At 50.4% G+C, this 22086-nt stretch carries 25 protein-coding genes, 11 tRNA genes and 1 riboswitch; of the genes, 8 read left to right on the top strand and 28 right to left on the bottom strand.

From position 1 onward, the window contains the following. Window positions 1–159: 159 nt before the first annotated feature. From K1I37_RS08770 to K1I37_RS08690, 17 genes are all read right to left on the bottom strand, one after another. Window positions 160–1476: an IS1380 family transposase gene (locus K1I37_RS08770; RefSeq protein ID WP_242215904.1), complete on the bottom strand. Its 1317-nt coding sequence runs from the start codon at window positions 1474–1476 to the stop codon at window positions 160–162. Between the two features lie 123 nt (window positions 1477–1599). Further along, on the bottom strand, window positions 1600–2178 hold the full coding sequence (locus tag K1I37_RS08765) for a Gfo/Idh/MocA family protein (protein WP_201766397.1): 579 nt from the start codon (window positions 2176–2178) through the stop codon (window positions 1600–1602). Further along, window positions 2150–2383 carry a Gfo/Idh/MocA family oxidoreductase gene (locus K1I37_RS08760; RefSeq protein WP_021298233.1) on the bottom strand — a complete coding sequence of 78 codons (234 nt, stop codon included), beginning with the start codon at window positions 2381–2383 and terminating at the stop codon, window positions 2150–2152. The genes K1I37_RS08765 and K1I37_RS08760 overlap by 29 nt, the downstream gene beginning before the upstream one ends. 180 nt (window positions 2384–2563) lie before the next feature. Then, complete coding sequence (locus K1I37_RS08755; RefSeq protein WP_031219207.1) at window positions 2564–3076, bottom strand: GNAT family N-acetyltransferase; 513 nt, start codon at window positions 3074–3076, stop codon at window positions 2564–2566. Window positions 3077–3247: 171 nt separating this feature from the next. Next, window positions 3248–3323: transfer RNA gene (locus K1I37_RS08750), tRNA-Arg, on the bottom strand. Between the two features lie 148 nt (window positions 3324–3471). Continuing rightward, complete coding sequence (locus K1I37_RS08745; RefSeq protein WP_031219206.1) at window positions 3472–5028, bottom strand: anthranilate synthase component I family protein; 1557 nt, start codon at window positions 5026–5028, stop codon at window positions 3472–3474. Window positions 5029–5105: 77 nt separating this feature from the next. Next, a complete protein-coding gene (locus K1I37_RS08740) occupies window positions 5106–5669 on the bottom strand; it encodes an anthranilate synthase component II (RefSeq protein ID WP_021298229.1) in 564 nt (187 codons plus the stop codon). 150 nt (window positions 5670–5819) lie between these two features. After that, window positions 5820–5896 (bottom strand) — tRNA-Ile (locus K1I37_RS08735). Between the two features lie 117 nt (window positions 5897–6013). Beyond that, window positions 6014–6090: transfer RNA gene (locus K1I37_RS08730), tRNA-Asp, on the bottom strand. 3 nt (window positions 6091–6093) lie between these two features. Next, window positions 6094–6169: transfer RNA gene (locus K1I37_RS08725), tRNA-Met, on the bottom strand. A gap of 15 nt (window positions 6170–6184) precedes the next feature. Next, a tRNA-Val gene (locus K1I37_RS08720) sits at window positions 6185–6259 on the bottom strand. A gap of 2 nt (window positions 6260–6261) precedes the next feature. Beyond that, window positions 6262–6336, bottom strand: a tRNA-Glu gene (locus K1I37_RS08715). A gap of 4 nt (window positions 6337–6340) precedes the next feature. Beyond that, window positions 6341–6415 (bottom strand) — tRNA-Asn (locus tag K1I37_RS08710). 3 nt (window positions 6416–6418) lie between these two features. Further along, window positions 6419–6494: transfer RNA gene (locus K1I37_RS08705), tRNA-Ala, on the bottom strand. Window positions 6495–6501: 7 nt separating this feature from the next. Beyond that, window positions 6502–6581 (bottom strand) — tRNA-Leu (locus K1I37_RS08700). Window positions 6582–6584: 3 nt separating this feature from the next. Next, a tRNA-Arg gene (locus tag K1I37_RS08695) sits at window positions 6585–6661 on the bottom strand. A gap of 74 nt (window positions 6662–6735) precedes the next feature. Then, window positions 6736–6809 (bottom strand) — tRNA-Ile (locus tag K1I37_RS08690). A 218-nt stretch (window positions 6810–7027) separates the two neighbouring features. On the opposite strand from K1I37_RS08690, the gene K1I37_RS08685 reads away from it, so the two are divergent. Together K1I37_RS08685 and K1I37_RS08680 are read left to right on the top strand one after the other, a co-directional pair. Next, window positions 7028–8050 (top strand): YjgB family protein, encoded by a 1023-nt coding sequence (locus tag K1I37_RS08685; RefSeq protein ID WP_146821944.1) that lies wholly within the window; start codon window positions 7028–7030, stop codon window positions 8048–8050. Between the two features lie 130 nt (window positions 8051–8180). Beyond that, window positions 8181–8312: riboswitch (cyclic di-AMP (ydaO/yuaA leader) on the top strand. Further along, complete coding sequence (locus K1I37_RS08680) at window positions 8313–8840, top strand: C40 family peptidase (RefSeq protein WP_021298227.1); 528 nt, start codon at window positions 8313–8315, stop codon at window positions 8838–8840. Window positions 8841–9274: 434 nt separating this feature from the next. On the opposite strand, the gene K1I37_RS08675 is transcribed toward K1I37_RS08680, so the two are convergent. Continuing rightward, window positions 9275–10537, bottom strand: a complete 1263-nt coding sequence (locus K1I37_RS08675; RefSeq protein WP_021298225.1) for an MDR family MFS transporter — start codon at window positions 10535–10537, stop codon at window positions 9275–9277. A gap of 146 nt (window positions 10538–10683) precedes the next feature. Here K1I37_RS08675 and K1I37_RS08670 point away from each other — a divergent pair, with 146 nt between their 5' ends. Then, entirely contained in the window at window positions 10684–10857 is a 174-nt protein-coding gene (locus K1I37_RS08670) for a hypothetical protein (RefSeq protein WP_021298224.1), read from the top strand. A 120-nt stretch (window positions 10858–10977) separates the two neighbouring features. Here the strand turns inward: K1I37_RS08670 and K1I37_RS08665 are convergent, their stop codons facing one another. The 3 genes from K1I37_RS08665 to K1I37_RS08655 form a co-directional block, all read right to left on the bottom strand. Then, window positions 10978–11178, bottom strand: a complete 201-nt coding sequence (locus K1I37_RS08665) for a DUF896 domain-containing protein (RefSeq protein ID WP_031219204.1) — start codon at window positions 11176–11178, stop codon at window positions 10978–10980. A gap of 413 nt (window positions 11179–11591) precedes the next feature. Beyond that, entirely contained in the window at window positions 11592–12851 is a 1260-nt protein-coding gene (gene tyrS / locus K1I37_RS08660) for a tyrosine--tRNA ligase (RefSeq protein ID WP_021298222.1), read from the bottom strand. Window positions 12852–12952: 101 nt separating this feature from the next. After that, complete coding sequence (locus K1I37_RS08655) at window positions 12953–13342, bottom strand: RidA family protein (RefSeq protein WP_021298221.1); 390 nt, start codon at window positions 13340–13342, stop codon at window positions 12953–12955. A 225-nt stretch (window positions 13343–13567) separates the two neighbouring features. On the opposite strand from K1I37_RS08655, the gene K1I37_RS08650 reads away from it, so the two are divergent. Beyond that, window positions 13568–13786, top strand: a complete 219-nt coding sequence (locus K1I37_RS08650; RefSeq protein WP_021298220.1) for a helix-turn-helix domain-containing protein — start codon at window positions 13568–13570, stop codon at window positions 13784–13786. Then, window positions 13783–13950 (top strand): hypothetical protein, encoded by a 168-nt coding sequence (locus K1I37_RS08645; RefSeq protein ID WP_021298219.1) that lies wholly within the window; start codon window positions 13783–13785, stop codon window positions 13948–13950. The genes K1I37_RS08650 and K1I37_RS08645 overlap by 4 nt, the downstream gene beginning before the upstream one ends. A gap of 6 nt (window positions 13951–13956) precedes the next feature. On the opposite strand, the gene K1I37_RS08640 is transcribed toward K1I37_RS08645, so the two are convergent. After that, window positions 13957–14724, bottom strand: a complete 768-nt coding sequence (locus K1I37_RS08640) for a metallophosphoesterase (protein ID WP_021298218.1) — start codon at window positions 14722–14724, stop codon at window positions 13957–13959. A gap of 80 nt (window positions 14725–14804) precedes the next feature. Then, window positions 14805–15059 carry an aspartyl-phosphate phosphatase Spo0E family protein gene (locus K1I37_RS08635; protein ID WP_152498865.1) on the bottom strand — a complete coding sequence of 85 codons (255 nt, stop codon included), beginning with the start codon at window positions 15057–15059 and terminating at the stop codon, window positions 14805–14807. Between the two features lie 232 nt (window positions 15060–15291). On the opposite strand from K1I37_RS08635, the gene K1I37_RS08630 reads away from it, so the two are divergent. Beyond that, window positions 15292–15597, top strand: coding sequence for a hypothetical protein (locus K1I37_RS08630; RefSeq protein ID WP_021298216.1), 306 nt, complete (start codon window positions 15292–15294; stop codon window positions 15595–15597). A 217-nt stretch (window positions 15598–15814) separates the two neighbouring features. Then, the gene (locus K1I37_RS08625) at window positions 15815–16318 is read left to right on the top strand and encodes a CBO0543 family protein (protein WP_021298215.1); all 504 of its coding nucleotides are present in this window, start codon (window positions 15815–15817) and stop codon (window positions 16316–16318) included. 29 nt (window positions 16319–16347) lie between these two features. Here the strand turns inward: K1I37_RS08625 and K1I37_RS08620 are convergent, their stop codons facing one another. Then, a complete protein-coding gene (locus tag K1I37_RS08620; protein WP_021298214.1) occupies window positions 16348–17556 on the bottom strand; it encodes an MFS transporter in 1209 nt (402 codons plus the stop codon). Window positions 17557–17788: 232 nt separating this feature from the next. Between K1I37_RS08620 and K1I37_RS08615 the strand changes: the two genes are divergently transcribed. Then, window positions 17789–18019 carry a hypothetical protein gene (locus K1I37_RS08615; protein WP_021298213.1) on the top strand — a complete coding sequence of 77 codons (231 nt, stop codon included), beginning with the start codon at window positions 17789–17791 and terminating at the stop codon, window positions 18017–18019. 49 nt (window positions 18020–18068) lie between these two features. On the opposite strand, the gene K1I37_RS08610 is transcribed toward K1I37_RS08615, so the two are convergent. The 4 genes from K1I37_RS08610 to K1I37_RS08595 all read right to left on the bottom strand — a co-directional run bounded on the left by K1I37_RS08610 (window position 18069) and on the right by K1I37_RS08595 (window position 21976). Beyond that, window positions 18069–18485, bottom strand: coding sequence for an aromatic-ring-hydroxylating dioxygenase subunit beta (locus K1I37_RS08610; protein WP_021298212.1), 417 nt, complete (start codon window positions 18483–18485; stop codon window positions 18069–18071). A 149-nt stretch (window positions 18486–18634) separates the two neighbouring features. Next, the gene (locus K1I37_RS08605; RefSeq protein WP_021298211.1) at window positions 18635–19615 is read right to left on the bottom strand and encodes an SRPBCC family protein; all 981 of its coding nucleotides are present in this window, start codon (window positions 19613–19615) and stop codon (window positions 18635–18637) included. A gap of 86 nt (window positions 19616–19701) precedes the next feature. Further along, a complete protein-coding gene (locus K1I37_RS08600; protein WP_021298210.1) occupies window positions 19702–21177 on the bottom strand; it encodes an aldehyde dehydrogenase family protein in 1476 nt (491 codons plus the stop codon). 277 nt (window positions 21178–21454) lie between these two features. Next, entirely contained in the window at window positions 21455–21976 is a 522-nt protein-coding gene (locus K1I37_RS08595; protein ID WP_031219200.1) for a PadR family transcriptional regulator, read from the bottom strand. Window positions 21977–22086: the final 110 nt, after the last annotated feature.

Genomic DNA, 22086 nt, shown 5'->3' with positions numbered 1-22086 from the left:
ATTAGGTGATTGAGGTCATTGACCGGGGCATGTTTTCAAGTATTTGGTGGATTTGTTAGCGAACACGGCGAAATCATGGTACGGAACTAGAGCAATGGACACAATTCCCCCCTCCCCAAGCCAGGCTATGAACTCCACTTTTTCAATTGGAAGAAAAATCTACGTGGCGGCATGAAGCATGATCAACGACCGATGCTTTGCATACACGGGAAGACGAATGCTCCACTGGCGTGCATGACGCACTAGAATCCCAGGTAGATGGAATAGTCTTCGTCTGAGCCGTCCGGCGGTCCACTGTCGCACCCCTGGTTGAAGCGCGACGTGCTTGTACAGCAGGAGTAGATTATACGCAAGTAGCTTTAGACCTTGCAGCGCTTTGTTGGCATCGAAATTCTGGCTGGAGAATCGGTCAATGGCAAATCCATATTTGGCTTCCTTGATGTGATTCTCAGCGTTACCACGAAAGTTATAGAAGTGCCATACATCCTCGCCGCTCCAGTCAAACGTTGTGGCAATCGCCTCGTATTCCCAGAGCCAATCCGCACACAGGCACTCCTGGGGGTCAATGTCTAAGCGACGCACAATCACGACCCGCCGAGGCCTGTCCCAGGATGTTGCCTGATACATGATGGAAGTAACGTCACAATGTTCCCGGTCACTCTCTGTGATGCAGTGCCAGAGGAGATTTGGCGCTTGCGCCAACTGTGCGAGTCGCTTGGTCCACTTCAGTTTGATGACGTAATCCCGCTGATCTTGCTCCAATATCTGAAACACTTTTTCTCCGGTAAACCCTTTATCCATGCGGACGGCACGAATGTTGACGCCATCCGGCAACTGGTCTTTCATCGCCTTGTAGAAATCCGCAAATCCATCTGATGTATGGGCGTCACCAGAGCGCAACTCATCATAGAGACAACAACCAGTGAGTGAATCAAACGCCAGCAAGGGATGGAAACTCGCTCGTCCGTGATGGTGTGGATTATATCCAACAGCGGACTGTTGCTGCGCGCCATAAACAGTCTCTACAGAGGAGTCGATATCGACCACGATGCCTTGTCCTTTGGGGAGAAGTGACCTTAGGATTTGTCTATGCGCCGAACGTATCGCTTTGATGCCAGCGTCGGAACCGAGCCGCTTCAGATCCTTATACAACAGAGTCGTATCAGGCAGTTTCGGCACGTCCAACTTCAGCTTCAACAGGGGATCTTGTTCGATGTCCTCAAAGTGGAAAATCCGTTCCTGACCCAGCAAGGAACCGAAAATGACGGTCAGAGCAATATCGTCCATGTGGAACTGGGTGTTTCTGCCCTTGCGTAATCCATGTACCCAAAACTCCCTGTCAATACCCGTTCCCAAAACGAAATCTATGAGACCACTTGCACCGCCAAAGGAGGTGGCGGCATTCAAATCGTAGCGAGTATGAATTGTAGAGCTTTTACGAGCAAACTGACTTCGTGTATGATTATATTGTTTCACCCAAAAGGTGCTCCTTCCTAGCGAAGATGTGGTTCTCGACAAACTCATCTTAGCCATACGGGGAGCACCTTTTCAATTATTCACACCAGTTCATGAGGACACAATCGTCGAAATCCGGGTTTATTAAAACTGGGACGCTTCCAAGCATTCAACCGACTGGCGAACCGATTCGACGACGTTCGTACAACGCATCAAAGCGTCTGTCGCGATGCTGTGGCGCGGATAATACGTCAAGTGCTCGCAAGCGTCCTCCAGCACAAACCGCCCCTTCGATCCAACCACCTCACATCGTTCCAACCCGTAACTGGCACCAGCATCGTAACTTCCAGTGAGATTGCCGATGACGCCATTTTCAAATTGCACGATGACTTGCGTATTGGACCAAATCGAGCGACCTTCCCCCTTCATCATAAAAGCAGCCACTTTCGTGACATCTCCGCAGAAATAGCGCATGACGTCAAATGAGTGCGGATGTAACGCCCGCAAATGGAACCACGGCGATGATTCCACAGGGTTGTTGATCCACATCCGCATGTTGATCATGTGCAACTTACCCAAGCGCCCATCGTCGATCCAACGCTTGGCACAACGGGCCGCTGGCGTGAACCGATGGTTTAAGTTGATGCCGTATGCCACTTGTTTTTGCTGCGCCAATTCCACCATCTGCCTGGCTTCATCTAACTTCCCCTTTCGTTGCGACACTACATCCATCCAGATGAATACCCGAAGCTAGCATTTCCTCCACGCTGTAGAACGCCCGTGCCCCGTACTTCGCGGCTGCCTCGTCTGCCTTCGCGACATCAATGTCGCAAACCGCCACCAACTGGGTATCCGGATGCTCATGGTAAACAGACACATGGATACTGCCGATATGCCCGACGCCGACCACGCCAACATGTAGTGTCACGTCCATCCCCCCTATTTGAAAGCAGCGCCCATGCCGCGCACACCTTGGAAGCGCTTACGTATAGTTTTGATGATTTCCGCTCGTGCGTCATGGCCGATCCCGCCATCTGCATGTTGAATGGCGACAGCCAATGATCAATCGCCTACGACAATGTACGCAACCGACCATTGGCCCACTTCATCAAACTTGCCGATTTAACAAGCCGTTCGGGCGCAAGCGACTCATAACCACTTCGTCGACATATTCACCTGCACTGCGAATCGCGCCTCTCTTTTTCCCCTCCACGACAAACCCATGTCGTTCATACAAAGCTTGTGCCCTCGGATTCGTTGCTAGAACACCAAGTTCTACCCGTTCTAACATCAACCAGTTATCCGCTAAATCGAGAATTTTCGTAATAAGTGCCGTGCCAATGCCTTTACCGTGGAAATTTGAGTCTACCGCTATGTAAAACGTACCGACATGAGACCTTCGTGCAGATAACTGAACTAAACCCGCATTTCCCACTACATCACCGTCTACCTCAGCGACAAATTCGTATACGTTTTTGGGTAGCGTTCGGTACCTATCTTCCAATTGTTCAAGGCGATCACTGGGAAGTGAAATGATATAGGGCATAACCTGCTCCTGCATCATAATGCGATAAATAGATTGAGCATCGCTTGCACGAACCGGTCTAATCAGTAGATTCATCATAGTCACCCTCCAGGTCCTCTAGTGAATCAGTTATAGAATCGAGAAAGTGGTGAGGCATCAAAATGATTTGTAGCAAATTTGTAGCAGAGCGGATTTTCGGAGAAATAAAAAAGCCTCTCGGAAAACCCGAGAAGCCTTGGTAGAACTGCAATTCGCTTGCTACAAAAGTGGCGCGTCCGGAGGGATTCGAACCCCCGACCTCTGGCTCCGGAGGCCAGCGCTCTATCCACTAAGCTACGGACGCAAGCGACGTTTAGTATAATAACACGTACTTGCGCATTTGTGCAATAGTGAAATCAAATTTTTTGGTCCCCAGATCCAGATGTTCCGAACAGTCCCGCATACTGGACCATCCGGTGATACACCCCCCGCGTGCACGCGCGGGCGATGTTTCAGACAAGGTGCCTCCCGCGCAAGACATCAAGAATTGCCCCTGCTTTGTGGTGACACTCTTCCCATTCGCGCACGGGAACGCTGTCCAGCACGATACCCGCTCCCACCTGCACGTACTGCGTCCCCTTCAGCTCTAATACGGAACGGATGACAATGGCCGTATTGGCATTGCCCATCGCATCCACCATGCCGATGAATCCGCCGTATGGCCCCCGGCGCAACGTCTCGAGCTCGTCGATAATCTCCATCGCCCGAATCTTCGGCGCGCCGGAGAGCGTGCCGTTGGGAAACGTCGAGAGAAGGGCATGGAAAACGCTCACGTCGGGTCGCAGTGTGCCGCGCACGCGCGACACGAGGTGAAACAAGTGAGAGTAACGCTCCACGACCATGAAGTCGGGAACATGTACGGATCCGCTGAGGCAGACTCGGCCGAGATCGTTCCGACAGAGATCAACCAGCATCACGTGTTCCGCTGATTCCTTTTCATCTGCCTTCAGCGCTTCGATGAGCGCCGCGTCTTCTTCCGGTGATCCCCCTCGCCCCCGCGACGTCCCGGCGATGGGCTTCATTTCCGCGGACCCGTTCAGTGCGCGAAACTGTACCTCGGGACTGGCGCCGTAAAGACGCATGCCCGGATATTCCGCGACAAACATATACGGCGACGGATTCAGCCGTCGCAGCGCATCGTAGGCTGCGTATGGGTGAAGGGCGCCCTCGATACGCATCCGCGTGGAAAGCACCACTTGAAAAATGTCCCCTTGTGCAATGTACTCGCGTGCCCGCTCCACGTTGGCGCAGTACCGCTCCTGGGAGACGTCATACTGCACAGAAGGCACTTGTAGGCTGCTTTCCACTGCAAACGTCTTCGCATCAGACAATTCCTCAGGTTCTCGGAGACCCTCCTTCGCAACGCGCGCCAACATCGATGCAAATTCGTCGATTCTGTTCACAAGTGAATTGCCCGCACCGTCCTCTTGGTCGCGCGTGACGTCGACAATCGCATCCTGGAAGTGGAAGGTAAGCTCCGAGCCGACCCACTGCAATATCCCGGCGTGCCACTGCAAGCGGATGTCAGGTACATTCCTGTCATCGTGGGTGGTCTTCGGCAATCGTTCCAAATAATGTACGCCGTCATAACCGACGTATCCAAGAAAGCCTGCACTAAACGGCTCCTTCATGTCAGGCGCGCACAGCGCTTGAAGTCGGATGCGCAGTTCCTCGAGAAAGGCCATCGGATCAACCGGTCGGAAATAGCGTGATGAGCGACTGACGACGCTTGGCCATACGCCAGGAGGCTTCACTTCCTCCACAGCGTCCAGCAAATCCGCCAAGCTCGCTTCAAGGGCGGCAATCGCATTTATCGTGACGAGTCCATCTTTCACTTGCACTTCAACTACTGGACACACCCCGAGCAAACTCATCTGATACGCTGCATTCTCGTCATCACGACCAGCCTCCAAGAGAAAGGCCTGCCCATCGCCGAGCAAAGATTTTGCGTGTAGATATAAATAAAAGGGATCGACCTTAGCCACATTCGCATACGTATAAGATTGCACCTTCACTGACTCCTCTCCACCTTGTGCCACCACGACAAAAACACCCGAAATCCCTTGATGCCGCTGTAACCTTCTAGTCAGGCAGCGGTTCTCAAAAAATTCTCAAGCATTTGCTTTCCGCAATCTGTGAGAATGGACTCCGGATGGAACTGAACCCCTAGCGCACCAGTCGGTTCGTGACGCATAGCCATGATGATATCGCCAACATTTGCAGTCACCGTAAAGGTATCCGGGAGCGTGGAAGCATCTACGATGAGAGAGTGATATCGAGTCGCGCGAAACGGCGAAGGAACGTCGTGAAACAGCGCATCACCGTTGTGATGAATCATCGACGTCTTACCATGAATGGGTGTCTTAGCCTGGGTCACCCGGCCGCCAAATGCGACAGCTAACGATTGATGTCCAAGACAAACGCCAAGCACAGGTACGCGACCGGAGAAGTATTGAATTGCCTCAATAGAGATACCCGCCTCCAGAGGGGAACACGGACCCGGTGAGACCAGGACGGCAGACGGGCTCAATTGCTGAAGTTCATGCAAAGACGTGTCATTTCGCCGAACCGTGACTTCACAGCCCAATTCGGCACAATATTGCACTAAATTGTAAGTAAACGAATCAAAATTATCGATAACTAATAGCACTGTGCTAACTCCTCTCGAGTGCCCGCACTGATGGACACTGCACTCATCTCAACTGCCTCAACTGAACTCAGAAATAACGGTACATGACAACCCGCATGGAGTCAACAGATAACACCTGAAAAAGGACACAAAAAAAGCCCACCAGCTTCATGGTGGGCCCAGGAGGACTCGAACCTCCGACCTCACGATTATCAGTCGTGCGCTCTAGCCAGCTGAGCTATGGGCCCGCATACCTGCGGGGCTTTTTTCTCGGTTATGTACGAAACGCTACAATAGAAAGACAAACTTATTATCGCCACTTGTTATACATCTTACAATTCGTGCACTGTGTACATAAACAAGATTGGCGGAGCTGACGGGATTCGAACCCGCGGTCTCCTGCGTGACAGGCAGGCATGTTAGGCCTCTACACCACAGCTCCACGTGGTTGCGGGGGCAGGACTTGAACCTGCGACCTTCGGGTTATGAGCCCGACGAGCTGCCAACTGCTCCACCCCGCGCTAAAATGATTTAGATGGTGGACGGTGGCAGGATCGAACTGCCGACCCCTCGCGTGTGAAGCGAGTGCTCTCCCCCTGAGCTAACCGTCCACTGGTGACCCCAGCGGGATTCGAACCCGCGTTACCGCCGTGAAAGGGCGGTGTCTTAACCGCTTGACCATGGGGCCAAATTGGCTCCCCGAGTAGGATTCGAACCTACGACCCTCCGATTAACAGTCGGATGCTCTACCGCTGAGCTATCGAGGAATGTGGTGGAGGTAGACGGATTCGAACCGACGACCCCCTGCTTGCAAGGCAGGTGCTCTCCCAGCTGAGCTATACCCCCAAAGTAATGCCGAAGGCCGGACTCGAACCGGCACGGTTTCCCGCACGATTTTGAGTCGTGTGCGTCTGCCAATTCCGCCACTTCGGCATGTGGCGTGCCCTGAGAGATTCGAACTCCCGACCTTTTGATTCGTAGTCAAACGCTCTATCCAGCTGAGCTAAGGGCACAAAAATATCTTGAGCAACGAAAAACATTATATCATTTATTCTACTGCACTGCAACAACTTTTTCAGGACACTGATGGGCCCAGGAGGACTCGAACCTCCGACCTCACGATTATCAGTCGTGCGCTCTAGCCAGCTGAGCTATGGGCCCTCAAGGTCACGAGCGATATCATACAATGAGCTCTTACGTTCAGTCAAGCATTATTTTGAGGCCATGAAAAAAGTCGACTTTTGTAACATAGTGCGTGGGGTCATCGTCACATTCATGAACGCATCATATCAAATCAAACACATGTCACCCGCGTTTGATCACAAACGCGGGAATTCCAAGACATCGTGAACCTGATTCACGAGATAGGAGATGTCATTGTGCGTAAAAGTCCTCACTGGATGGCTTTTGTTTTAGGCATTGCACTCGTCTCAGAAGTACTCGTCACGGGATGTGCCAGTAAAACATCACAATCCAACACAATCAGTGGGCAGTCCACGGCGGTTAATCATACGTCAAATCAAACGTCCAATGAACCATCTGGACAGACATCGAATCCGACGTCGAGCGGAACCGGATCTTCAAATCCAAATACCACGTCTACAGTGGATAGCTCGTCCAACACGCAGGCCACCTCGACTGACACGGCACAAGAAACCGTCCGAAACATTGTGAACTCCGCTGTGTCCGGAATTGCATATGGTATACCCTATAAACTACAAACGAATCTCGACGATGTGGTAAAAGCATGGGGACAACCCACCCAACAAAATGCGGCAGGCGCTGGCATTTATGCGAGCTACCCTGCTCATGATGCTGCATTTGGTCTCAATAAAGGAGATCAACTATTTGACGTTCGTTCTTTTTCCCCTACCGTACAGGCCGTCACACTCTCAGATATCGAGGACGTGCTTGGTAAGCCCGGTGTCATCAGAGAGACCTCTGACTCACAAATCTACCTATACCCTGCTGGTCCCGACTACCAACTGTTGTGGGTCTTCTCCAAGACAAATGGGCAAATCAGTGACCATGTAGATCATATCTCCGTTTTTTGGCCGCAGGGCACCGTCAACAGTATGGCTGCCACACAGCCAGCACCTGGTGTTGTCATTGACAGTAAAGCCGGACAACATGTCACTTTCTCGATTGCAAATCCGCCAAAAAATTATCGTCTTGTCGAACTGGAGTTCATTCCGAATAAAGGTTCGTCCGTGGTAAATACCCTGAGTCAAGCCACCAGCGGAAGTCAGAGCCCAGGGTTCTCGCTGAATAGCGATGGAACAACGATAGATTTCCACTATAATTCCAACCTGGTCGGTGAATCTGGTGTCATCCGAGTGATTTACCAGAACGATGACGGCACTGCGATGATTGGTAACAGCGCGACACTGACGCTGAAATAAAGTGCACTACCCCGCAACATGAATTTTTTATGCATGCGTGAGGAATTTAACCTGTGAAAGACATCTCTACCAACAGTGCTGGTATTTATACAATGCAATAAAAGAGCGGCCATGTTAGCCTGTCCATGCAAATCAAATAACGCCGAATCCTGATTCGTCAGGTACGGGGGATAAGCAACACAGGGGTGAATGTGCATTTCGCACTAGGGCGACTCCCGCCCGAATCCGTCAACTAACCTCGGAGGCGATAGGGGGGAACGCTTTGCTAAAGCGTATGTTAACAGGCATGGCAGGCACAGTGGCTTGCTCTTTTGCAGTCTTTACACCACTTGCGAGCGCATCTACGGCGCTCCCACCAGGCGTGACAATGGACAAGCAGATTCACCCTGAGGCAGCAACAACTGCAACGACACAGCAAAAGGAAAATGCCGTGTTAAATGTGGCCAAAAGCAAGATGGGAACGCCATACATTTGGGGACACAATGAAGACCGTGGGCAGTACGGTTTTGACTGCTCCAACTTCACCTCATATGTGTACCATCACGCGCTAGGCTATAAGATGACCACCTCTTCACGTGCTCAATATACAACTGTAGGTTGGCACGAGGCGCGCAGCGCAGCCCGCCCGGGTGATCTGGTCATTTTTGATAAAGGGCACCATGTTGGCATCTATGCTGGGAACAATGAGGTCCTGCAAGAAGGCGGCGGTTTGGGCAAGGTCGGTTATATCTCCATCAAACCTGGTTCGTATTGGTCTAAACACGTTTCCGCTGTTCGCAAGATGTTTTAATCTGGGATGCCTATGGATACACGACAAGCCAATGGCAACGTCGTAACGAGCCCTTCAAGGGCATTCCAATGGAATCGTTCAAAAAAACGGAGTGCATATTCGCCAAGCGAATCGCACTCCGTTTTTGCGATTTCTTTTCAAAGTCTACAGTCAACAAACCGCTCCTGAAGTGGTGCCCAAAAATACACATGTAAGCGCATAAACCAAGTCAATCCGAGACAAACTGTGTCATGAAACACCCGGCGACGGGACAAGCCGCGAAACTTCCCATGCACCCATGCACCCGCATTCCTTAGGGCTTGGCAAATGGAGAAACGAGGTGAATCCATGACCGTCTTGGTGCGACATACATCAAAGCTATGTGCGAGCATTTGGCGAGCTTGGTGCGAACAAACGGTTCACTACTTCGGCACTGGCTGGTAAACGTTCATCAATCACATGCGACTGTCCCGCCGCTTTTGTGCGCCGGCGTTTGCAATGGTCACTTTTCTGCCATTAGAATGTTCGCGTTTCACATATATCCGGTGTGATGCATTATAAAAAGGGCCAGCCAGCAGCGCCAGGCACCCCACGACAAAAAATACCGACATGGCCCCCAGGTGACGCAATAAAATGCCCCCGATAAATGGACCGAGGAAGTATCCTAAATTGGTTAAAGAATTAGCGCCAAAGTATGCACCGCGCATTCTCTCATCAGCCAGTGTACTGATGTATTGAGCGAGACGTGGCGCAGCCAGCACTTCCCCCACCGTCAGAATAATCGACCAAACGAGAAACTGCACAAAGTTTCCGGATACTCCAATGCCGAAAAAACTCAACGCGTAAATCAACTGTGAGACCAATAAAACCTTCCCCGTACCAAAGCGAGCACTCATCCGTGTCACGATAAATTGAAGAATTACAACTTCCAGTCCTGTCGCGGCAAAAATGTACGAGTACTGCCGTGAAGCAGCCTCTGAGCCGAATAACGACTGTAAGACCTGCGGCAATGTCGTATCAAATTGCGAGTATCCCACACTCGTTAAAATACCAGCCACAATAAACACGACGAGCGCCTTATCTTTTCGCAACGTATCCACGACGGTCCCCAACTTCACCTCTATCGATCCGCCGCCTGATTTCCTATTAGATTCTGGAAATACTGACACAATCACAAACAAATAGGCAAGGCTGATAGCGGCAGCGATATAGAACGTCAGGCGCGGCGCCGTTCCCGCCAAAGCACCACCAATGATTGGACCCACTGCGGCGCCAATGTTGTTCATCCAGTAACTCATGCCAAACACGTGTGCTCTTCGCTCTGGCTCCGTGAAATCCGTCAACATCGCCTGTGACGCAGGCACAAATAGAGCACGTGACAAACCCGTCAACACACTGACAACAAAGAACGCCCAAATTGCCTGTGCGTTTGCAAACTCCACCATCGCCAGTGCGCTAAGCAACATCGCGACTGCCATCACCCATTTTCGGCCAAGTCGGTCTGCCAATGCGCCGCCAAAAAAACTGAACAATGTCGTGGTAAGTGAAATGCTGCCCACAGCGAGACCAATTACACTCGCTGCGGCATGCGTATGCACAGACATATACAACGCCATAAACGGCATGACCATGAACTGTGTCGTCTGCGTCACACCTGTAGCGGTCAGCATCCACCAGACGACCGTGCGTGAATTCAATTGAAATGATGAACGATTCATATATACGCTCTCTCTTTAAGATTTAAGTGGCATCCCCATCCACGCTACACCCAATTTACGCACGAAACAACCCTTATCCCACTGTGTAATTCGCGAAATGATGACCGATACTACATACCACACTAGACGGAGGTGAACACACGGAAATGGAAATGAACATGGATATGAGAGATGTGGCGTTTGCGAACTTGGGGGCAGACACACTCCAAGACATTAAGCGACTAGAAGAACAGTTGCGCGCGAAGACCAACAAGTCCATCATCCTCTTGGCTTATGAAGAAACTGACTCCACAACTGAACCGAAGGATTCGTCGCGATAACGCAGTCACCCGTCAGAGCCGTAGTGGTAAGTGAACGATCCGTCTACGGCTTCAAACGGGATCACACAGCGCAGCGCGCATCGGAAATATCTGTAACCAACATGTTGTCTTTGATAATCTCTACTGCGGTTTGGTGTTTGTTTCATCTTCACCATCCACAAGGTGGATTCTTTCGAGATGACCGCGGAATTGCGCGCGGAAGTTGTCCAGATACTCACGGCGCAGTATGTCGCGTTCAGACCGCTCATCATCGGTTAGTGCACCACGCTTTGCCTTGTGCGCAAGCTGATTTAACCGGGTCAGTTTTTCTTGCGATAACACGATATCACCCCCACCCTGTGTCATCTGATAAGCGAACTCAGACCTCCATCATAGTCAAAGCGAAATCATATCACAAACGGCTGACATGAGGCATCAAACGCAAAGAAAATTTGGGTGATACCCCGAAATTTTAGTCTCGCCGCGCGTATACATGATTAACCGTATCCTGGTGACATCACATAGCAGAGGTGAGCTTCGTGAAAGATCGATTGATTGGGGTGGTCCTTGGCATTTGCCTCTGCCTATGGGCCGGGTTATTTCTTAAGCTAACAGGGAAAATCTAGACCTGTTCACGACAGAAGCGCAAAGAGGGCGGCCTCCGGCGCCCTTTACCGCAAATACCTCGGTAAATATCGCCCGCCGGAGACCGCCAACCGAACCTCATGCAGCGACCGTTTCACAATCGCTGTGTACTATTCAAATTTGACCAAGAAGTATTTCTTCTTGCCACGGCGAATGACCAAAAATTGACCGCCAAACATTTCATCCTGCGAAAATGCCCGATCAAGGTCTGTGATTTTATCGCCATTCACGCTAATTGCACCGTTCGTAACATCTTCACGCGCCTGGCGCTTCGACGGACAAGCCCCGCTGGCAATCAAGAGGGAGATAATGTCCTTTTCGTGACTGGAGGGGAGTGTGATCGACGGTACACCTTCAAATACTTGCTGCAATTCGTCCACGGTCAGACTCTTGATATCCCCCGAAAAAAGTACGTTGGACATGTGAATGGCCCGCTCGGTTTCTGCTTTACCATGAACCAGCGTGGTCACTTGTTCAGCCAACGTCTTCTGTGCCAATCTCGCCCCAGGATTGTTGGCGACCTCCTGCTCCAGTGCTTCAATCTCCTCGTGCGAGAGGAACGTGAAGTACTTCAAGAAGCGAATGACATCTTCGTCCTGTGTATTCAACCAGAACTGGTAGAACTGATACACGGATGTCTTTTCTGCATCCAGCCACACCGCACCTGACGCAGTCTTGCCAAACTTCGTTCCATCCGCTTTTGTAATCAGTGGCATCGTGAGTCCGTATGCTGGCTGACCTGTGATGCGGCGAATCAAATCGATTCCGCCGACAATATTCCCCCACTGGTCAGACCCACCAATTTGCAGCACACACTCATAGCGCCGGAACAGCTCTAGGAAGTCGTTGGACTGCAGCAACATGTAACTAAACTCAGTAAACGATATCCCATTCTCAAGCCGCGATGCTACTGATTCACGGTTGAGCATTGTATTGACATTGAAGTTTTTCCCAATGTCCCGCAAGAACTCAATGACGCCCATCTCGCTTGTCCAGTCATAATTGTTTACGACCAGCCCTGCGTTGTCCCCGGCCTCAAAGTCGATAAAACGCGACAACTGTGCCTGAATCTTATCCGTCCAGTTCTTTACGGTTTCCGGCCCGTTCAACGTACGCTCTTGTTTTCGACCGCTAGGATCTCCAATTAAGCCAGTCGCCCCGCCCACCAGTGCAATCGGTTTATGGCCAGCCAATTGAAACCGCCGTAACGTCAAAATAGGTAACAAGCTGCCGATATGTAAACTGTCAGCCGTCGGATCAAACCCGACGTAGAGCCGAACGGACTGTTCATGCAATCGTTTTTCTAATTCGTCTCTATCCGTCACCTGATAAATCAGGCCGCGGAATTCTAAGTCCTCTAAGATGTTCAAAACGGACTACTCCTCTCTCCAACACTCGCTAGCAATATTATCGCACATCTTCGCGGACTGTAAGCCTCAAAATGTGAACTTGTCTGATGGACCTGGGACACCTATTCGGCCACGACCGCTTCCACTTCAATTTCCACCAGTAACCGCGGATCAATCAACGCCCCTACTTCAACAATCGTCGTGACGGGGCGCGTATCCACAAACGCTTCGCGATGGGCTTGCGCCACAGCCGGCCACTGCGACATGTCCGTAACGTAAATTCGTACAACGATGACATCAGACATGTTGGCCCCTACGCTCGTCAGTGCCTTTCGAATAATTTTCAATACATACGCAGCCTGTGTATACATGTCACCAACGCCAATGATCTCTTCACCTTTGGTTGCGGTCGTGCCGGCGACGACGACACGGTTTCCCACACGAATGGCGCGATGATACCCAATCACCTGTTCCCAAGGTCCTCCAGACGACACATAAATCCTTTGTCCCATGACAACACCCTCCTGACCGAATGCATGCGAAATACACTCGAAACTGCTGCGGCTTTGAAAGCATACTCAAAAAGCGCACGGAGGGTGCCCGCCCAGTCGCAGCTCGAATTGTCGGTATCTGCGAAGCGTTGGCGTTGTGTTTGAACCACTTATTTCCGGGCATGCTAGTAGATATATCAAAGGACAACGCGATGATATCGATTTAAGTCGACTGGAGGGCTGTAAATGTACACAAACATGCTATCCGTTCACGAAGTCGCCAAGATCTTGCGCCTTCCCGTCGTAACAGTTTACGAACTCGTGCGCAAGAACTGTCTGCCAGCCAATCGGCTTGACCAGCGCATTCTCATATCCAAATACGACTTGTCTGTATGGCTTCAAGGACAAAACAATGGCCAATATACCGGGGTACTGCCACAAGCGCCGCGGAGGTTCGCCAAATGAAATGGTCGTCCCTAGCGCTACTAGTCCTCATTTGCAGTTTTATCGGTTCAATCGCCGCCGACTTGGTTTTCGGTGCCATCGCAAAGCACTGGGTACAGGCAAACATGCATATCCTGATTCAATCATTTGTGAGTGAATTTGAGTCCTACATGGGGTTGAGTTAGTCGACGTTACAATTCATGCACTGTAATTTCACTGCGAACAAGGAAACGGAAATTATAACCCGACTGCCCCACCCCTTTCGAGATGTACAACATACCGTGTGGCGTGGTGTGCAATCCCTTATAAACACCCGATCTCGCCAGTGGCCCCATATCCTTCAATTTGAAAAAGAACGGCAAATTGAACTGTTTGCCATGTAAATGGCCGGCAAACAGGTAGTCAAAGCGCCTGTCCATAAACAGCGTGATGGTCGGATCATGGGTCATCACAATCACCGGTTTATTCGGCGTGACAAATTGGAACGATGCGTCAACGTCACTATGCTGCGAATCGAAGTCATCCACACCCACGAGATAAACCTCATGAAGCTCCTCTGCCTCATTCACAAGGACCCGGATGCCAAACGCCTCTAGCAAACGAATCAATTCCTCCGGGCGCTCCAGCTTGTAATCGTGGTTGCCAAGCACGGCGTATGCAGGAACACCAGTCGATTGAATCATTTTCAAAAACGGCGTCAACAACACAAACGACGTCGGCTTATCCAAAAAATCGCCTGTCAAACACAAGAAATCCGGACGCTCCGCTTCGATGACGCGGCGAATTTTCTCTGGGCGAATTCGATTGCGCTCAACGTGAAGGTCACTAATTTGAATGATCTTTAAACCCACATGAAGCGGCAATCGAACACGTTCAATTTTCAACCACTGGGTCGGCAAGACAAAAGTGAGGTAAAACAAAACCGCAGCCAAGCAAACGAAAAGTAAAATCCAATCCACGTGATCAACACCCTACTGTAGCGTTGATCCACATTGTACACCATCGTAACGCACGCGTGTTTCCCCAAGGCCTGCAGCCCTTAAAAGTAGTAACGAGAGAGTCTCGCTGCTCGGGATTTATAACGGTAAAACGAAGCCCACAATGGGCGAATTAGCCACTTGTTTCGCATCGGCTTCGCACGATAGGCCTGAAAACGGGCTTGTTGCACTTCTCCAATCAGGACGTCCAACTTTTGACTGAGTCTGATGACGTCTGGATGTAATAGACTCCCTCTCTCTTCAGCCACCATCATCATCTCGACCCTCAACGCTTCAATCATCTCTCTTGTCGTCATCTGTACCACGAAGTTATCCCCTTACCACTAAAAAATGAGGCTAGACGACAATAACATAGGAACCGTGTCGAAGTCTGTCCAATGACGTCGAAGAACGTGTTTTTCTCCAATCTTTTGGTCGAATGCAGGCACCTCACGATAACACTTACGCATTAGGCATCCGTCGTGTCGCCACAATCTCCACCGCATACGGTTTACTGTAAGACAAAATGTGCTGAAGGAGGTGACACAAGTGTTATCCGTTCTGAGTGCACACGCGGCAATGCTGTTGACGTTTCAAATCGTCCTCATTGTTCTCGGTCTTACCGTGGTCGTGAACATCGTGTCTAACTTGTGGAAAGGTGCATCGCTCAGTGGGCTCGGCGACACCGTAACGCGCCCGGTCTTAACCGGCGTATTCCCGCTGATCATCATCTCCCTGTTGACACAGGTGGATCCGACTCACATCATCGTCCTTATTTTCTATTATCTTGCAGCTGTCTGTATCGTCATTCGTGCGCTGTTTGAACTCGCTCGGAGTTTAAGAAAAACCGCCTGAGGCAGCGGTGAACACGCACATGTGGCTACAGGGGCAGTTCCCGCAGGTGCTGCCCCTACACCACAGTGAAACCTCAAGCGTGCCTGTCTTCTGGTCAAATCCATCCATCATCGATTCTCTCAAGCCTCGATATCTGCCTATCTGTTGAAAAATGCGTGCATACCCGCTAGCGCCAATCATGATAATAGCTGTAACAAATGCTGAACGGGGGCTTCCTATGCATATCGCCATTGCTCTAATGTCCATTTTCTCTGCCTGGAAGTGGGGGGACTGGCGACATTGGCAACGGTATCAGCCGACCATGCTGTACATGTTGTCGGCAGAAATGATTTATGAATTTTTGACCAAAGATTATTCGCTATGGACGTTCCGACCAGACATCCTGCTCAACGGCACGCTTGTCGTACTCGTCTATGCGGTCGTCTCGATGCCTCTGACGGTATTGGTTTTTCTATCAAGATACCCGCAGAAGTGGTCCAAGAGGATTCTGTATTACGGAAAATGGGTCGCAATTTACATGGGTGTAGAAGTCATTCTCTCGGTCACGCACAGAATTTCATACCAACATAAATGGAGCCTATGGTGGTCATTTGTGTTCGACGTCGTCATGTTTCCCATGCTGCAACTGCACACAAAAAAACCACTGTTGGCCTACGTCCTGTCCGTGATGGCCATCAGTGGATATATGATTTTCCTGAAAGTTCCAATCACCGCACAATAACGCGCTATCTCTTGGCCGCCATCGCAACATCAACCGCGATGAGCAAACTCCTCAGACGGTTCCCGCACGAACTTGGCAATCCACATCCAGTTGATGAGCAAGAGCGCGGCCGTGATATAAAACATCGTTGGAATACCAAAACTCGCGGATACCAAGCCACCTACGAGAGGACCCGCAAAACTCCCCAAAAACGTACAGCTACTCGTGAGTCCATAAACTTTCCCCCTATCTTCGGAAGGCGCTAAACGGCCAACCAACGCATTGGCCGTTGGTAAAATCCCTCCCATAAACATGCCCAGAGCAAAGCGCAGCGCAAGAAATACCCAAATGGAATGCGTAAATGCCTGCGGAATCGTAAATATCGTTGCACCCAAAATTGAAATCAGCAACACGCGCTTATAGCCAATTTTGTCGCTGCGTTTGCCGAGAAATGGGGATGCGATGAGATCGCCAATGCCTGTCACAGAGAATGCGAAACCAGCAAGCGTCGACAGATACTGCACGTTACCCGCAATATCCTTCACGTACAACGTGACCACCGGTTGCACGGCGCGAGCCGCAAACTGCGCCAGCAATAGAACCATAAACATCGGAAACAGCCAATGAATCTCGCGAAGCGTCATCAACTGTCGCCAAATCGGCTGTCTTTTCCTCACTTGCCCACTGTCATCTGCGCCTCGGGTCTTTCGTTCGCGTACGACCACCAGCGTAATCAGCACCGCTAACAGCGAGATACCGGATGTCCAGAAAAACACAAATCGATAATTACCCACCCAGTCCGCCATCAAGCCACCAAGAAGCGGACCGACTAGACCTCCGATGAGTTGTCCCGAACTCAACCACCCCAGCGCAAAACCAAGTTTCTCCTCGTTTATCTGAGTCGCCACCAGTGCGATGGCGGACGCCGAAAACCCGCTAAACATCCCCATCAGCACACGAAGAACCAACAATTCCCAGACATTGTGCGATAAGCCCATCAGGGCAGTAAAAACGCAAATCGCCACGCTCGACCGCAGGACCATCGCCTTACGCCCCACGCGATCCGACAGACCGCCCCACACGGGTGACATCAGCGCAGCCATGAGAAAATTGACCGACGTCAGCACGCCAGACCACATATCCACTTGGGATAGCGGATGAACGCCAATTTGCACGAGGTACAACGGTAAAAACGGCGACATCACCGTAAGCGCCGCACTCATAAAAAATTGAACAGTGACCATCGGCCAAAGAACCAAAGTAGACGACCTCCCACCCAAACATGACACACAACACATACCACCATACTACAAATCCAACCAATGTATCAGTTAACGCGCCCGGAGGCTCACCCGCTATGTCCATCCACACAAAAACAGACAGCCGCTTACATGCGACTGCCTGAATAACTCCTAAAAATCCCCCGCTGGCTATCTGCGGAGACAAGCTTCACAGAAGAAGCATTTAATGCTTGAGAAAGGGGGGATTACAATGGTAACTGCCGTCCAACTACTCGCCGGACAAACCCGCAATTTTACCCGTGGGCATGCCACAATGAATACCATCACAGTTCGCCTGCCTGTGGGTGAAGCACTGGTTATCAACCGAGGCTTCAACAACACCGTCTTCGTCAAGAGTGGCACACGCCGCGTGACGCGCACGCGCATTATCAACCTTGCAATCGGTCAAACGGTCATTGTCCGATCCGTCCGCGTAGGGTAAGTGGCAAGGCACCGCAGATAATCTCGCGGTGCCTCCCCTCCCACACCTATCACATAAAATCGAGGTTCATTATACTCAGCACAGCTTGGTCCGGGTAGATGACACGAGCGCAAATTTTCCATTCATCATCTACTCGCCGCAATTTATCCACTCGTTCGCCGAATATTCTGTAGTCATCGTGCTCTTGTCCCCGGTTGCGCAATATTAGGAAATTACTCCGCACATCCACTTCCTGTGCGCCTGGCGCCACATCTTCAATCATCATGTTTGAAATGAAGTGCCGATTCCGCGCTGGCGGATCTTCCACCCAAGCGGATTTCATAGCCCGACGCTCTATTCGCAGCCTGATTGAATGAATATCTTCCTCAAAAAACGCCGTGTCATCAATCATTGTATCGTTGCTCTTCTTCCGCTCGCGCGTTGCGGGACTCGATAAATCACATCGTCCGTCAATAATGTGAGCCAATCTTTGTACTGTCTCCTATCCAACAAAGACGACTCATAATAGAGAAATGTGTAACCTCATTGAGTAGCGCCCAATCCACCCTAGGTGTTCTTCGCAGCCCCATAATAAGCCCTCCTATTCCGAATGGCCTCAGAATCCAGTACCACAGCTCAATTCGCCTGCAACAATCTGAGCCACTCCTCCCAGAAGTTCCGGATGGACGTGTCTAACAGCCATGTAGGATAGGCAACGCCGGGACCCGGAAAGTTTTCATCCGGCTGCACCCTATCAAGACCCATGAGATAATTGAGGACATTGTCGTATCGGAGGTCTTTGTCGCGCGCCATGGACGCTTTACTACATTCGGTAATCCTCGTCCAAATCTCGCAGTCATCTTCCTCCAACGTTCCAGACGGTCCAAAAGAAATGATATATGCGCGGTTTGCCTGGTGTTTGTATTCCTCTGGTGCTTCCTTGTCAATCAGGACCCAAGAGCAAATTTCGATTCGATCCGGCGCAATTGGCCGCCAAACTCGCAAATTGAGAAATGTAGTCACAGATTCATGACCGACACTCTGCGGAATACTCACCCACGACAAATTCGAAAAACAATTCCCGACATGAACTTGGAGATTCTCTAAGATACTCAATTGCTCAGCGCTTAACTTGCGCTGAAACAATGGCCATAACTGTTCCGGCAGCCCTTGATATTTAAAGCTATCCATCCCAGGCGGATTGAGGACTAAATTGAGTCCGTGCCCATGGTGTAGCTTAATTTGATAACCAAAACCGGCTTGCGACACAAAGTCCGGACTGATTCCCATTTCCACGGTTGAACGATGCGCCGTCAAAGCGTGGTAAGAATCCGCGCAAAAGTTCTCTGCGGTAACTTTCCAGTTGGTTTGGACGACCCAACGCTGTGGAACGCCAATCACCTCTAGCCCACCATCTGTACGGTTTACCAAAATGTCGAGATAGCATTTTAAATCGCCTAGATATGATTCTAAAGGCATCGCGTTGGCGTCCAAGTTGCCAAAGATAAGGCCCGCATAAATCTCAAGCCTGGGTACTGGCCGCAAGGCCCATTCATCTCGAACCATCTCTTTTCCATAGACTTTATTCCCTGCATGCACCCACTTGACCATTCGCATGGCGATTCATCCATAGCGACGTGCCGTTTGATTCGTCATCTTCAAGTTCGGTTGCTTTGTATCCTCCACTCCCCCGCGAGACACTGTCACTCAGGGATATTGGGAAGCTCGCCTACAGTAGGAATGTTGATCACATGAAGTTCCGTATAGGCACTTAACCCTTCTGCGCCGTACTCACGGCCAATACCGGATTGTTTCACGCCACCAAACGGGAAGCGAATATCAAGTCCCTGGATAGCCGCGGTATTAATCATTGTCGTACCTGCCTGGATTCGTCGTGCTACGCGCAGCGCATGCGCCTCTTCCCCCCAAACGGAACTCGTCAGTCCATAAATACTATTGTTCACCAGTGAAATCGCCTGCTCTTCATCGTCGTAAGGCAACACAGGCACTGTTGGCCCAAACTGTTCCTCCACGACAATCGGTGCATCATAATCGACGTTCAGCACAAGGCAAGGTTGCATAAAATATCCTTGATTAAATGCGTTCGCATCGACGATACTGCCTAGCGGAACGACTTTTGCACCTCGCTGTTCTGCGTCTTGGACGAGACTTTTCACATACTCCAACTGGCGCTTATTGTTGACAGGGCCAATCGTCACATTCGGATGAAACGGATCCCCCACGCGTATCCACTGATTGGCCGCTGCGATATATGCCTCGACGAATCGATCATATATGGAACGATGGACATAAACCCGCTTTGCGATCATGCATATCTGTCCCGACGTCAGGAAATTTGAAATGACTAAACGACGCATTGCGCGTTCATCTTGAACATCAAAGTCAGGAAGAATCACCGCTGCATCGTTGCCACCTAACTCCAGCGTCACATTTTTGAGCGTACCTGCAGCTGTCTTCATAATCTGCTTGCCTGTTTCAGTGCCACCGGTAAAAGCAACTTTTGCAACGAGTGGATGAGAAGTCAATTCAACCCCCACATCGGATTCCCCATGAACCAAATTGATGACACCCGGTGGGAACTCCTCGGCCATCATTTCAATGGCTTTACTGACCGCGAGCGGTGCGTATGGACTCGGCTTTAAAACAATGGTGTTTCCCGCCAACAGAGCCGGCGCAATTTTAATCGTGGACAAGGCAAGTGGATAGTTCCACGGGAAAATGGCCGAAACCACCCCAACCGGATCACGGGTGATGATCGTTTTTCCTGCCTCGTGAATTTCGACCTTATCCTGTAACACTTCCTTTGCAATGGAACACGCGTGTTCCATCCACAGCGTCGTAACGAACATCTCACCACCCGCGTCATACAGCGGTTTGCCGTGCTCGCGGGAAAGTAGTTGCACCAGTGCATCCGCAGATCCCTTCAACCTGTCAATGGCGCGCTGCATGCGTTCAATCCGCTCATCGACGGAAGTACGCGCCCAAAGGACAAACGCCTCGGAAGCTGCCTCAATGGCCCGGATTGCGTCCTCCCGGCTATTCACAGGGCCATACCCCACGATTTCACTAGGATTCGACGGGTTTTCTCGCGCGTATGTCCTCTCCGTTTTGACCTTTTCTCCATTGATGATGGCATGTACGGTGATGGGTTCAGCCATGTTCATCCTTCTTTCTCAAAACGTTATTTATCATAATGAATGCCCTATCATCTACCCGAACGTTCAACCTGGCAGCGTAATTCGTGCCGTGATTTATAAAAACATATGACAGCTGCGTTTGATAGCGCTTACAAACGGTAGACACATCCCTCCCTACCTCACATACCAGTAAGGCTAGGTAAGTAACGATTCAGTCAAAAACATGATCAACCATCAAACATAGAACTTTATCCCAAATATAAATTCTCACATGTCAACATGATAGTCAACAATTTTATCATTCTCTTCTCTCGCGTGTCTTGTGTTGCAAACTGTTAATCCATTCCAGCTCGTGCTCGACACGGGCCCTTTGAAAACGAACGACCTCCATTGCGAAAGGCATTTCTGGTGCCACGCACTCGATGCCCCGATAGTACATCAGTTTTTCGTGTAAGACGTCCTGTCGCTTCTGTAAAATTTCCTGCTGTGCTTCATACTCCAACCTGTCAAGAAACGCTACTCGCACCAAAAATTCATTGTCACTCGCTGCAAATTTGCGAGGAAATTCACAAATCAACGCTTGAAAGGCTCGCTCCCCAGCATCGGTCAAACAATACACGTTCTTGTCGGGCTTCCCTTCACACTTCACAACTTGCTTGGAGATGACACCCCTCTCGAGAAAGCGCCGCAAAGCTGGATATAATAAGTTATTATTGATCTCAAATGCCTCACCAAGCGTTTCTTGAACATCCTTCTTGATTTCGTAACCGTGCTTTGGACCTGACAACAGTTGACCCAAAATCAAAATTTCCGCAAACACGTGCATCACCTTTAAGTTTTTGTGAAGTCGTTGTAATCGGCCACTCCTGTATGTTAGATTAACACATACAGCAACGAATGTTAATCTAACATATGTTACTGTATCTTATA

Source organism: Alicyclobacillus acidoterrestris, from assembly GCF_022674245.1.
In the GTDB taxonomy this organism is placed as follows: domain Bacteria; phylum Bacillota; class Bacilli; order Alicyclobacillales; family Alicyclobacillaceae; genus Alicyclobacillus; species Alicyclobacillus acidoterrestris.
The sequence above is the reverse complement of the archived record's forward strand: the minus strand, read 5'-3'. Positions and strand labels throughout refer to the sequence as shown.

Bases quoted from the DNA above. Each gene is read 5' to 3' on its own strand.
- K1I37_RS08755 (WP_031219207.1), bottom strand. From the start codon at position 3,076: ATGAATCTACTGATTAGACCGGTTCGTGCAAGCGATGCTCAATCTATT.
- K1I37_RS08675 (WP_021298225.1), bottom strand. From the start codon at position 10,537: ATGAATCGTTCATCATTTCAATTGAATTCACGCACGGTCGTCTGGTGG.
- K1I37_RS08670 (WP_021298224.1), top strand. From the start codon at position 10,684: ATGGAAATGAACATGGATATGAGAGATGTGGCGTTTGCGAACTTGGGG.
- K1I37_RS08655 (WP_021298221.1), bottom strand. From the start codon at position 13,342: ATGGGACAAAGGATTTATGTGTCGTCTGGAGGACCTTGGGAACAGGTG.
- K1I37_RS08650 (WP_021298220.1), top strand. From the start codon at position 13,568: ATGTACACAAACATGCTATCCGTTCACGAAGTCGCCAAGATCTTGCGC.
- K1I37_RS08645 (WP_021298219.1), top strand. From the start codon at position 13,783: ATGAAATGGTCGTCCCTAGCGCTACTAGTCCTCATTTGCAGTTTTATC.
- K1I37_RS08635 (WP_152498865.1), bottom strand. From the start codon at position 15,059: ATGACGACAAGAGAGATGATTGAAGCGTTGAGGGTCGAGATGATGATG.
- K1I37_RS08625 (WP_021298215.1), top strand. From the start codon at position 15,815: ATGCATATCGCCATTGCTCTAATGTCCATTTTCTCTGCCTGGAAGTGG.
- K1I37_RS08615 (WP_021298213.1), top strand. From the start codon at position 17,789: ATGGTAACTGCCGTCCAACTACTCGCCGGACAAACCCGCAATTTTACC.
- K1I37_RS08605 (WP_021298211.1), bottom strand. From the start codon at position 19,615: ATGCGAATGGTCAAGTGGGTGCATGCAGGGAATAAAGTCTATGGAAAA.
- K1I37_RS08600 (WP_021298210.1), bottom strand. From the start codon at position 21,177: ATGGCTGAACCCATCACCGTACATGCCATCATCAATGGAGAAAAGGTC.